This is a genomic window from Micrococcus sp. LASM2_SD2, assembly GCF_057364565.1.
The window spans coordinates 1-11,776 of record NZ_JBNFOB010000049.1 but is presented as its reverse complement, the minus strand read 5'-3'; the positions used below and the strand labels follow the sequence as shown (position 1 = coordinate 11,776).

The window sequence follows — 11,776 nt, the reverse complement described above, 5'->3', positions numbered from 1 at the left end:
GCCCCGCAGCGGTGGACGCGCCGCGTGCCCGGGCCCGCCGGGAACGGCCCCGTCACCGGAGGTGCCGGTGACGGGGCGTCGTCGTTTAGAATCGTGCGGGTGAGCACCAGCGCGATCCCTTCTACGTCACCACGGCCATCCACTACCCGAACGGCGAGCCGCACATCGGCCACGCCTACGAGATGGTGGGCGCCGACGCCCTCGCCCGCTTCATGCGCCTCGACGGCCGCGAGGTGTTCTTCCTCACCGGCACGGACGAGCACGGGCAGAAGATGGCCCAGACCGCCGAGAGGCTGGGCCTGACCCCGCTGGAGCTGGCCACCCGCAACTCCGCCGCCTTCAAGGCCATGGACGACGACGTGCTGAACGTGTCCTACGACCGCTTCATCCGCACCACGGACGAGGACCACCACCGCGCCTCCCAGGAGCTGTGGCGCCGCATGGAGGCCAACGGGGACATCTACCTGGACCGCTACGCCGGCTGGTACTCCGTGCGGGACGAGCGGTTCTTCACCGAGGACGAGACCGAGGTCCGCGAGGACGGCGTGCGGTACGCCGTGGAGACCGGGACCGAGGTCACCTGGACCGAGGAGGAGTCCTACTTCTTCCGCCTGTCCGCCTACACGCAGAGGCTGCTGGAGTTCTATGCGCAGAACCCGGACTTCGCCGGCCCGCGCTACCGCTTCAACGAGGTCATCCGCTTCGTGGAGCAGGGCCTCAACGACCTCTCGATCTCCCGCACCAGCTTCGACTGGGGGATCGAGGTCCCGGCCCCGTCCGAGGGCGAGGCCCCGTCTGCGAAGCACGTGATGTACGTGTGGGTGGACGCCCTGACGAACTACCTCACCGGCGCCGGGTTCCCGGACGAGTCCGCGGAGTCCTTCGCGAAGTTCTGGCCGGCCGACGTCCACGTGATCGGCAAGGACATCTCCCGGTTCCACTGCATCTTCTGGCCCGCGTTCCTGATGTCGGCCGGCATCGAGCTGCCCAAGCGCGTGATGATCCACGGCTTCCTCAACAACAACGGCGAGAAGATGTCCAAGTCCCTGGGCAACGTGGTGGCCCCGGCCGAGTGGGCCGCCCGTTACGGCCTGGACGCCGTGCGCTTCTTCCTGCTGCGCGAGTTCTCCTTCGGCGCGGACGGCTCCTACAGCCACGACGCCGTGGTGGGCCGCAAGAACGCCGACCTGGCGAACAACCTCGGCAACCTCGCCCAGCGCTCGCTGTCCATGGCGTTCAAGAACTGCGACGCCGCCGTCCCGGCCCCCGGGGAGCTCGCCGAGGCGGACCGCGCGATCCTCGCGCAGGTGGACGGGTTGCTCGAGCACGCCCGCGCGGCCTACGCCGTGCAGGACTTCCACGACTCCCTGGAGGAGACCTGGCGCGTGCTCGGCGAGGTCAACGCCTACTTCGCGGACCAGGCCCCGTGGGTGCTGCGCAAGACCGACGAGGAGCGCATGCGCACCGTCCTCTACGTCACCCTGCAGGCCGTGCGCCGCGTCGCCCTGCTCGTGCAGCCGGTGATGCCGGACTCGGCCACCCGCCTGCTGGATCTGCTCGGCGTGGAGCCGGACGGCGACGCCGGCCGGACCAACGACTCCAACGCGGGGCCGCGCTCCTTCGCAGTCTTCGCCGACGACCTCGTCCCCGGCACCGCCCTGCCGAAGCCGACCGGCGTGTTCCCGCGCCACGAGGAGCCGGCCGACGCCTGAGGCGGGCCGAGCGTGCCCGGTGGGCGGCCGTCGTCGTCCTCCGCCGCACGCGATGCCCAGACCGGCGCCTGAGTCCGACATGTGAGAGCCCCCGCCCGGATCGTGGAATCCGGGCGGGGGCTCTCCTAGTCTGACGCCCATGAGCCAGACCCCCACCGCCCAGAACGTGCCCGCCGAGGGCTCCATCGACCTCGCCGTCATCGGCGGCGACGGCATCGGCCCCGAGGTCACCGCCCAGGCGCTCGCCGTCCTCCAGGCCGCCCTCGCCGCCGAGGGCGAGTCCGAGGCGAAGGTCACCGAGTACCCGCTCGGGGCCGAGCACTGGAAGGCCACCGGCGAGGCCCTGAACACGGAGACCCTGGAGGCCCTGCGGACGCACGACGCGATCCTCTTCGGTGCGGTGGGCGTCGCCCCCGGCGACACCGAGGTCCCCTCCGGCCTGCTCGAGCGTCAGGTGCTGCTCAAGCTCCGCTTCGAGCTCGACCACGCAGTGAACCTGCGCCCCACCAAGCTCTATCCGGGTGCCGTCAGCCCCCTCGCCGAGCCCGGCGAGGTCGACTTCACGGTGGTCCGCGAGGGCACCGAGGGCCCCTACGCCGGCAACGGCGGCCAGCTGCGCTCCGGCACGGACCAGGAGATCGCCACCGAGGTGTCCGTCAACACCGCCCACGGCGTGGAGCGCGTCGTCCGCGACGCCTTCGCCCGCGCCCAGGCCTCGGACCGGAAGCGGCTCACCTTCGTGCACAAGCACAACGTGCTCGTCCACGCCGGCCACCTCTGGAAGCGCGTGGTGGAACAGGTGGCGGCCGACTTCCCGGAGGTCGCCCACGACTACCTGCACGTGGACGCCGCCACCATCCTCATGGTCACCGACCCGGCCCGGTTCGACGTGATCGTCACGGACAACCTCTTCGGCGACATCCTCACGGACCTCGCCGCGGCGATCGGCGGAGGCATCGGCCTGGCCGCCTCCGGCAACATCAACGTCTCCGGCACCGCGCCGTCCATGTTCGAGCCCGTCCACGGCTCGGCCCCGGACATCGCCGGGAAGGGCATCGCGGACCCGACCGCTGCGATCCTCTCGGCCGCCATGCTCCTGGAGCACCTCGGCCGCGGCCCCGCCGCCGAGCGCATCCACCGGGCGGTCTGGGCCCACCTGGCCGAGCGCACCGCGGGGGAGGGCGTCTCCACCGAGGCCGTCGGCCAGGACGTCGCGGCACGGCTCTGAGCCCCGGAATGTGAGAGGCGCCACCGGCGGGCCTATCATCGAGGGCAGGGCCTTGCACGCCGACCTCCGTCCGCCGCACCGCCGCCGCGGAGGCGCATGATGTGCGGGCCGACGCCGAATCCGCATGTCAGGAGTGAGCACACCGTGTCCGAGACCACCTTCCGTCGCATCGAGCATCCGTCCCCGCGCACCGACGCCGAGCGCGAGCAGATCCTCGCCGCCCCCGGCTTCGGGCAGGACTTCACGGACCACATGGTCTCGATCGACTGGACGAACGACGACCAGGGAGGGTCCTGGCATGACGCCCGCGTCGAGCCCTACGGCCCGATCCAGATGTCGCCGGCCGCGGCGGTGCTGCACTACGCCCAGGAGATCTTCGAGGGGCTCAAGGCCTACCGGCACGCAGACGGCTCGATCTGGACGTTCCGTCCGCAGGCCAACGCTGCCCGCCTGAACCGCTCGGCCGTCCGGCTCGCCCTGCCCCAGCTGCCGGAGGAGCTCTTCCTGGAGTCCATCCGCCAGCTCGTCTCCACGGACGCCGCCTGGGTGCCCGGCGGAGACGGCGAGGCCCTCTACCTGCGCCCGTTCATGTACGCCTCCGAGGCATTCCTCGGTGTCCGCGCCGCCAACGAGGTGGCCTACAAGGTCATCGCCTCCCCGGCCGGCAACTACTTCGGCGGCGAGCTCAAGCCGGTGACCATCTGGGTCTCCCGCGACTACGCCCGCGCCGCCGCCGGCGGCACCGGCTCGGCCAAGTGCGGCGGCAACTACGCCGGCTCGCTCGTCGCCCAGCAGGAGGCGGCGAAGCACGGCGCCAACCAGGTGCTGTTCCTGGACCGCACCCATGACAACTCCGTCGAGGAGCTCGGCGGCATGAACGTGTTCTTCGTGTTCGAGGACGGCCGCCTGGTGACCCCGGAGCTCACCGGCACCATCCTCGAGGGCGTCACCCGCTCCTCCATCCTGCAGCTCGGCCGGGACATGGGCCTGACGGTCGAGGAGCGTCGCGTCACCCTCGCCGAGTGGGCCGAGGGCGTCCGCTCGGGCGAGATCACCGAGGTCTTCGCGTGCGGCACCGCCGCCGTCGTGACCCCGATCGGCCGTCTGCTCGACGGCGACGACGTGATCGAGTCCGCCGGCGGGACCGACGTGACCCTGAAGATCCGCGCCGAGCTCGAGGGCATCCAGACCGGGCGCGTCGAGGACCGCCACGGCTGGCTGCACCGCCTCGTCTGACCCCTCTCCTGCGTCCGGTCCTGCCGGACCGACGTCCCGACGACGCTCCGTCGCCTTGCCGAGGCGACGGAGCCGTCGTCGCATCCGCGTCCCGGCCAAGCGCGGGTCGAGGGGAGCGGTGAGGGGGGGCGGCCGTCGTCGGGACGGGGCCGTGCGGTGCGACTGCGCCGGGACGGGGGAGGGGACATAGGGTGGTGCCCATGCGCATCGCACGTTTCGTGGACCAGGCAGAACCGCAGTACGGGCTCGTGGAGGGCCCCGCCGACGCACCGCAGGAGGAGCTGACGGTCACGGCCCTGGCCGGCGACCCGTTCTTCCACGGCGTCCAGACCACGGGCACCAGCCACAAGCTGCCCGACGTGCGCCTGGTGGCGCCGATCATCCCGCGCTCGAAGGTCATCGGCGTGGGCCGGAACTGGGCGGACCACGCGGCCGAGCTCGGCAACGAGGTGCCCACCAGCCCCCAGTTCTTCTTCAAGCCCAACACCTCCGTGGTGGGCCCGGGAGAGCCGGTGACCCTGCCGTCCTTCTCGGACGAGGTGTCCTATGAGGCCGAGCTCGCCGTGGTCATCGGCACCATCTGCAAGGAGGTGCCGCTCGAGCGGGTCGAGGACGTGGTGTTCGGGTACACCGTGGCCAACGACCTCACCGCCCGCGACGCCCAGCGCACCGACCTGCAGTGGGCCCGCGCCAAGGGCTTTGACGGCGCCTGCCCGCTCGGTCCCTGGATCGAGACCGAGCTGGACGTGGAGGCGCCCGTGCGGATCACCTCCGCCGTGGACGGCGAGCCCGCCCAGGACGGCACCACTCACGACATGGTCTTCTCCGTGGCTGAGCTGGTCTCCGCCGCCTCCGAGGCCTTCACCCTGCTGCCCGGCGACGTGATCCTCACCGGCACCCCCTCCGGCGTGGGCCTGGTCCGCGAGGGCCAGCGCGTCGAGGTGGCCGTGGAGGGCATCGGCTCCTTCAGCACCCCGTTCCGCCGCTGAGGCGGCCGGCAGGGGGACCGCCGCCCTGCACGACGGACAGGCGGACGCCTCGTCGGACCGGACACGACACGCCCCGGCCAGAGCATGGTGCTCCGGTCGGGGCCGTCGTCGGTCAGGGGGAGAGGGAAAGGCCGGGCGGTCCCGCCAGGTCAGGGGGTCAGAGGCAGCGGCACTGGCCGGTCTTGGAACCGTAGACGCGGTTCCCGGAGCCGACCGGAGCCGGGCTGTTCTCCTTGCAGGCCAGGTTGCCGCCGATGGTGTTGCCGTAGATGCGCTGCCAGTAGCGGTTCTTCTCCACCTGGGCGTCGCCGCCGATCACGTTGCTGCGCAGCGAGAGGTGACGGCCCTCGGTGTGCTGCACGTTGCCGCCGACGCGGTTCTTGTCCACGCGGGTGTTGGTGTACTTCGACTGGATGTTCCCGCCCACGCGGGAGGTCACGACATGCTGGCCCTCGACGGTGCGCTCGGTCTGCACGTTGCCGTCGATCACGGAGCCCTGGACCTTGACGTAGCCGGCGGACTTCGCCTGCACGTCGCCCTCGACGGTGGAGTTGTAGACGGACACGGTGTGCGGAGCGGACTCGCCTTGGACGTTGCCGTCCACGTCTCCGGTGGAGAAGCGGAGGGTGGCGCCACGGGCCACCTGGATGCTGCCGTGGACGTCCACGCCGTTGGCGGTGCAGGTGCTGCCGGCCGGGACGTAGAGGTCGCCGGAGACGGTGGTGTTCCTCAGGGAGCCGCTGCAGGTGCGCGCGGCGGCGGCCGGGGACGCCGTCGGGCGGCGAGCGGCAGGGAGTAGGCTGGGGCCACTATGTCTGACGCCATCTCCACCGAGCAGCTGCCCGCCTCCCGCGCCGCGTCCGCCGACGTCCCGCCGGTGGACGCGAACACCCCCGTGCGCGTCCGCTTCTGCCCCTCGCCGACCGGCACCCCGCATGTGGGCATGGTCCGCACCGCCCTGTTCAACTGGGGGTGGGCCCGGCACACCGGCGGCACCCTCGTGTTCCGCATCGAGGACACGGACGCCAAGCGCGACTCGGAGGAGTCGTTCCTGCAACTCGTGGACGCCATGACGTGGCTCGGCATCGACTGGGACGAGGGCGTCCAGGTGGGCGGCCCCCACGAGCCGTACCGCCAGTCCCAGCGCAAGGACATCTACGCGGACGTGATCGAGAAGTTGAAGGACGGCGGCTACATCTACCCGTCGTACTCCACCCCGGAGGAGACCGAGGCCCGGCACCGGGCCGCCGGCCGCGACCCGAAGCTGGGCTACGACGGCTTCGACCGCGACCTGACCCAGGAGCAGATCGACGCGTTCGAGGCCGAGGGCCGCACCCCGGTGTGGCGCGTGCGCATGCCGGACGAGGACATCACCTTCACGGACATGGTGCGCGGTGAGATCACCTTCAAGGCCGGCTCCGTGCCGGACTTCGTGGTGGTCCGCGGAGACGGCTCCGCGCTGTACACCCTCGTGAACCCGGTGGACGACGCGCTCATGGGCATCACCCATGTGCTGCGCGGGGAGGACCTGCTCTCCTCCACCCCGCGCCAGATCGCGCTCTACCGTGCCCTGCACGCCATCGGTGTGGCCGCGTACATGCCGGAGTTCGGCCACCTGCCCTACGTGATGGGCCAGGGGAACAAGAAGCTCTCCAAGCGCGACCCGCAGGCGAATCTGTTCCACCACCGGGACAACGGCTTCATCCGCGAGGGACTGCTGAACTACCTGGCGCTGCTCGGCTGGTCCCTGTCCGCGGACGAGGACATCTTCACCCCCGAGCAGTTTGTGGAGCACTTCGACGTGCACAAGGTGCTGGCGAACCCGGCCCGCTTCGACGAGAAGAAGGCCATCGCCATCAACGGCACCCACATCCGCATGCTCGAGGAGGACGACTTCCGCGAGCGCCTCGTGCCGTACCTGCAGACCGCAGGCCTGATGTCCGCGGAGCCGACCGACCGGGAGAAGCAGATCCTCGCCGCGGCGGCCCCGCTGGTGCAGGAGCGCGTGCAGCTGCTGGGCGAGGCCGTAGACATGCTGGCCTTCCTCTTCATGGAGGACGCGGACATCGTCACGGCCGAGGGCGCCATGAAGGGCATGCCCGCGGACCTGGGCGCCGCGGTCTCCGCGGCCCGTCAGGCCCTGGAGGCGCTGCCGGAGGACGGCTTCACCACCGAGGCGGTCGAGCAGGCCCTGCGCGCCGCCCTCATCGACGGGCTCGGACTGAAGCCGCGCCAGGCCTTCGGACCGGTCCGCGTGGCCGTCACCGGAAAGAAGGTCTCCCCGCCCCTGTTCGAGTCCCTCGAGATCCTCGGCAGGTCCTCCGTGCTGGCGCGCCTGGACCGCTTCGCCGCCGAGCAGGGCCTCTGAGCCCGCGGCGGACGCCCTTGAGGATCCCCACGAACGGAGCGACGGAATGACCGACCAGCCCGACGGCCGGTCCCACGCCAGCGGAGGCCGACGCCTCCGGGGCTCCGGCGTGGGACGGGGTCCTCTTCGACCTGGACGACACCCTGCTGGATCTGAGGACGGCACAGCGGGCGGCCTTCACGGCCACCGTTCGGCGCCAGTGGCCGGGTGCACAGACCGCAGACCCCGCCGTGCTGGAGGCCGGGGTCGCGGACTTCTCCCCGGACGTCCACGGCCACTACGAGAGGTATGTCGCCGGGGAGCTGACGTTCGCCGAGCAGCGCCTGGCCCGCGTTGCCGACGCGCTCGCCGCGATGGGCGTCCCGGAGGCGTACCTGGAGCCGGTCGAGCGGCTGTGGGTCGAGGACTATGAGGCGGCGATGCGGGCCGGATGGGCCGCGTTCCCCCGGACGGCGGAGGTGCTCGAGGGCATCCGGGACTCGGGACGCGGCATCGGGGTGGTCACGAACAACGTGGAGGAGTACCAGCGCGGCAAGCTCGCGGCCATCGGCCTGGGCTGGCTCGACGTCGTCGTCGGCTCGGACACGGCCGGGGCGCCGAAGCCGGCCGCGGCTCCCTTCCTGGCCGGGTGTGCCGCACTGGGGTCGGCTCCGTCCCGGACCCTCTGCGTGGGGGACAGCCTCCGCCACGATGTGGCCGGTGCCCGGGCCGCCGGTCTCGTGCCCGTGTGGCTCCACCGGGCCGGGGCCGTGGACCACGGCTCTGCCGGAGAGGTCGGCGTCGAGAGGTCCACGGGAGCCGAGGAAGCGGCCGGAGCCGGGAGGCCCGCCGAGGCAGCGGGGCCCGTCGACGCAGCCGGCCCGGCCTGTCCTGCGGATCCGCCGCGATGGGACCGGGAGCAGGGCTGCTGGCGCATCCCCGAACTGGAGGCGCTCCGGGCCTGGCTGTGACGACGTGTCCGTGGTCCGTTCGGCGTGGCCGACCTCACGAGCCCCCGCGTTTTGCACTCCTGGCCGAAGGTGTGTAGAGTTCTTACTCGTTGCCGGAGAGATCACGGGAACACGAGTTCGTGAATAGCGAGCTGACGGTCAGCCTGACATTGACCGACAGTGGGGTATGGTGTAATTGGCAACACAACGGTTTCTGGTACCGTCATTCTAGGTTCGAGTCCTGGTACCCCAGCTCCGAGGTCCTCAGGGACGTCTCGGGTTGCTCGGCGAGAGCCGTGCGACAGCCTCGGCCCCATCGTATAGCGGCCTAGTACGCCGCCCTCTCACGGCGGTAACGCGGGTTCAAATCCCGCTGGGGTCACCCACAGATCGACAGCCCCGGTCCTCACGGACCGGGGCTGTCGTGCGTCTCGGATGGGTCTCCGGGCCGGCAGCGGTTCGCTCGGATGCCGATTTTGCACGTACCGCGCAGTCCGTGCTACAGTTCTCGAGTTGCCACGGGCCGCCCAGGGTCGCCCGGAGCACGAGCACGGCCCCATCGTATAGCGGCCTAGTACGCCGCCCTCTCACGGCGGTAACGCGGGTTCAAATCCCGCTGGGGTCACGCACTGTGACGGAAGCCCCGGTCCTGACGGACCGGGGCTTTCTGCATGTCCGGACCGGCATCGGGGCGTGCCATGATGGGCGGGTGACGAACCCAGCCCCCACCGACGCCACCGCGCTCGAGGCGGTCCAGGAGACCGTCCGTGCCGCGCGCTCCCACGCCGACGCCGCGGAGCTCTCCCTCGAGACCTCCGGCGTGGAGGAGCAGCGCGCCCTGCGCGAGCGGACCCTGCATCAGATCGACGACTACGTCCTCCCGCGCCTGGACTCGCTCGACGCGCCGCTGCTGGCCGTCGTCGGCGGGTCCACCGGCGCCGGCAAGTCGACCCTCGTGAACGCCCTCGTGGGTCACGAGGTGTCCCGCTCCTCGGCGCTGCGCCCCACCACCCGTCAGCCGCTCCTGCTGCACCATCCGGACGACGAGCCCTGGTTCGCCGGCCCCCGCGTCCTGCCCGAGCTGGCCCGCGTCCGTGTGCACCGCTCCGAATCCGCCGGTCCCGTGGAGCCGGACGGCGACGCCATGGACACCGTGGCCCTCGTGGAGGAGCACGCCCTGCCCGCCGGCATCGCGATCGTGGACGCCCCAGACATCGACTCCGTCTCGGACGACAACCGTGCGCTGTCCCGGCAGCTACTCGAGGCGGCCGACCTCTGGATCTTCACCACCACCGCCCACCGCTACGCCGACGCCGTCCCGTGGCAGCTGCTGGGTGAGGCGGCGGCCCGGGACATCACCGTGGCCGTCGTGCTGGGCCGCGTGCCCGAGGGTGCCGCGAACGACATCGTCCCGGACCTGCGCCGCATGCTCGCCGAGCGCGGACTCGCCGACTCGCCGGTGCATGTGATCCCGGAGACCCGCTTCGACGATCGCGGCCTGCTGCCCGAGGAACACATCGCCGGCCTGCGCCGCTGGCTCACGGACCTGGCCGAGGACGCCGCTGCGCGCTCCGCCGTCGCCCGCCGCACCGTGGACGGTGTGCTGGCCCAGCTGGCCGAGCGCGTGGACGCCCTCGCGGACGCGGAGGCCGAGCAGCAGTCCGCCGCCGACGCCCTGGCCCGGATCGTGGCGGAGGCCACCGACCGCGCCGCCGCCGTCGTCGAGGAGGCCACCTCGGACGGCACCCTGCTGCGCGGCGAGGTCCTCGCCCGGTGGCAGGACTTCGTGGGCACCGGCGAGTTCTTCCGCGGCCTGGAGTCCGGCATCGGCCGCATGCGCGACCGCCTCGCCGCGATCGTCCGCGGCCGCCCCGCCCCGCCGGAGCAGGTCGAGACCGCGCTGGAGACCGGTCTGCACGCCGTGATCGTCGAGGCCGCCGCCCACGCCGCCGAGGACATCGAGCGCCGGTGGAAGGCCGAGCCTGCCGGCCGGGCCGTCCTGGCCGGTCGCAACCTCGGCGCCCTGCCGGCCGACTTCTCCGAGGAGGCGGCCGGTGTCATCCGCGCCTGGCAGCAGGACGTCCTGTCCCTGATCCAGGAGGAGGGCGCCGGCCGCCGCACCAAGGCCCGCCTGGCGGCCTTCGGCGTCAACGGGGCCGCCGTGGCCCTGATGGTCATCTCCTTCGCCTCGACCGGCGGACTCGTCGGCCTGGAGGTCGGCATCGCCGGCGGCACCGCCGTCGTCGGCCAGAAGCTCCTCGAGTCGATCTTCGGCGAGGACGCCGTGCGCCGCATGGCCAAGCGGGCGAACGAGCTGCTGGAGGTGCGCGTGCGACGCCTCCTGGACGAGGCCCTGTCCGAGCAGTTCCTGCCGCTGATCCAGCGGGACCGCACCGCCGAGGACACCGCTGCGCTGCGCCGGCTCGCCCCGTCCCTGCGCGCTGGCCTGTCCGAGACCGACGCGCACGGGGAGGACCGCGCATGAGCCGCAGCAGCACCCTGGGCCTGCAGGACCGCCTCGGGGCCCTCGGCGAGGCCGCCGAGCTGGGGCGGGAGCGCCTGCCGGACCCCGTCGTGGACGAGGCGCACACGGCCATGGACGCGGCCGCCGAGCGCACCTCGCTCTCGGCCGACCACACGGTGGTGGGCTTCTTCGGGGCCACCGGCTCCGGAAAGTCGTCCCTGTTCAACGCCCTGACCGGACGCGAGCTCGCCCGCGTGGCGGCCACCCGCCCGACCACCTCCGAGGCCCTCGCCGCCGTCTGGGGCGTGGGCCGCGGTCAGGACCAGACCGGTGAGGCGGCGCGCCGCCGCCCCTGCTGGACTGGCTGGGGGTGAAGCAGCGCCACCTGCTGGACGACGCCCCGCACCTGGATCACGGCCGCCAGGGGTTCCTCGGCATCGGCCGACGGGAGGGCGCCGACGCCACCGGCCTGATCCTGCTGGACCTGCCGGACGTGGACTCCGTGAACCTGGAGAACCGCAGGGTCACCGAGCGCCTGGCCGGCCATGTGGACGTGCTGGTCTTCGTGGTGGACCCGGAGAAGTACGCGGACGCCGTGCTGCACCGCGACTTCCTCGCCACCATGGGCTCCCACGCCGCCGTCACCCTCGTGGTCCTCAACCAGGTGGACCGCATCCAGGTGCGGGACCGGGACGAGGTCATGGCGTCCCTGCGCCGCAGGCTCACCGGCCACGGCCTGGGCGAGGTCAAGGTCATGGCCGCCTCCGCCCGCACCGGCGAGGGCCTGGACGAGGTCGGTGCGCAGATCCGCCCGCATCGTCGCCGAGCGCGGGGCCGCGGTCCGCCCGCC

8 protein-coding genes, 3 tRNA genes and 2 pseudogenes are annotated in these 11,776 nt (G+C 72.1%); 12 read left to right on the top strand and 1 reads right to left on the bottom strand.

Annotated elements, in window-relative coordinates; all coding sequences use genetic code 11:
* Positions 1-110 precede the first annotated feature (110 nt).
* From metG to AC2W7A_RS04540, 4 genes and pseudogenes are all read left to right on the top strand, one after another.
* A pseudogene (gene metG, locus AC2W7A_RS04555) lies at positions 111-1,712 on the top strand (methionine--tRNA ligase); the annotation flags it as partial.
* Positions 1,713-1,851: 139 nt separating this feature from the next.
* Positions 1,852-2,940, top strand: a complete 1,089-nt coding sequence (locus AC2W7A_RS04550; RefSeq protein ID WP_485990317.1) for a 3-isopropylmalate dehydrogenase — start codon at positions 1,852-1,854, stop codon at positions 2,938-2,940.
* 144 nt (positions 2,941-3,084) lie between these two features.
* Complete coding sequence (locus AC2W7A_RS04545; RefSeq protein WP_485990316.1) at positions 3,085-4,176, top strand: branched-chain amino acid aminotransferase; 1,092 nt, start codon at positions 3,085-3,087, stop codon at positions 4,174-4,176.
* A gap of 200 nt (positions 4,177-4,376) precedes the next feature.
* The gene (locus tag AC2W7A_RS04540; protein ID WP_485990315.1) at positions 4,377-5,165 is read left to right on the top strand and encodes a fumarylacetoacetate hydrolase family protein; all 789 of its coding nucleotides are present in this window, start codon (positions 4,377-4,379) and stop codon (positions 5,163-5,165) included.
* A gap of 157 nt (positions 5,166-5,322) precedes the next feature.
* Here the strand turns inward: AC2W7A_RS04540 and AC2W7A_RS04535 are convergent, their stop codons facing one another.
* Positions 5,323-5,832 carry a hypothetical protein gene (locus AC2W7A_RS04535; protein WP_485990314.1) on the bottom strand — a complete coding sequence of 170 codons (510 nt, stop codon included), beginning with the start codon at positions 5,830-5,832 and terminating at the stop codon, positions 5,323-5,325.
* A gap of 144 nt (positions 5,833-5,976) precedes the next feature.
* Between AC2W7A_RS04535 and gltX the strand changes: the two genes are divergently transcribed.
* The 8 genes and pseudogenes from gltX to AC2W7A_RS04495 form a co-directional block, all read left to right on the top strand.
* The gene (gltX, locus tag AC2W7A_RS04530) at positions 5,977-7,533 is read left to right on the top strand and encodes a glutamate--tRNA ligase (protein ID WP_485990313.1); all 1,557 of its coding nucleotides are present in this window, start codon (positions 5,977-5,979) and stop codon (positions 7,531-7,533) included.
* Positions 7,534-7,658: 125 nt separating this feature from the next.
* A pseudogene (locus tag AC2W7A_RS04525) lies at positions 7,659-8,483 on the top strand (HAD family hydrolase); the annotation flags it as partial.
* A 160-nt stretch (positions 8,484-8,643) separates the two neighbouring features.
* Positions 8,644-8,715 (top strand) — tRNA-Gln (locus AC2W7A_RS04520).
* A gap of 56 nt (positions 8,716-8,771) precedes the next feature.
* Positions 8,772-8,844: transfer RNA gene (locus tag AC2W7A_RS04515), tRNA-Glu, on the top strand.
* 170 nt (positions 8,845-9,014) lie between these two features.
* A tRNA-Glu gene (locus AC2W7A_RS04510) sits at positions 9,015-9,087 on the top strand.
* Positions 9,088-9,171: 84 nt separating this feature from the next.
* Positions 9,172-10,947, top strand: a complete 1,776-nt coding sequence (locus tag AC2W7A_RS04505) for a dynamin family protein (protein WP_485990312.1) — start codon at positions 9,172-9,174, stop codon at positions 10,945-10,947.
* The gene (locus tag AC2W7A_RS04500) at positions 10,944-11,300 is read left to right on the top strand and encodes a GTPase (protein WP_485990311.1); all 357 of its coding nucleotides are present in this window, start codon (positions 10,944-10,946) and stop codon (positions 11,298-11,300) included. Before AC2W7A_RS04505 ends, AC2W7A_RS04500 begins: the two co-directional genes overlap by 4 nt.
* Positions 11,297-11,776 (top strand): P-loop NTPase family protein (locus AC2W7A_RS04495; RefSeq protein ID WP_485990310.1); only part of this gene is annotated, 480 nt, incomplete at its 3' end. The genes AC2W7A_RS04500 and AC2W7A_RS04495, both read left to right, overlap by 4 nt.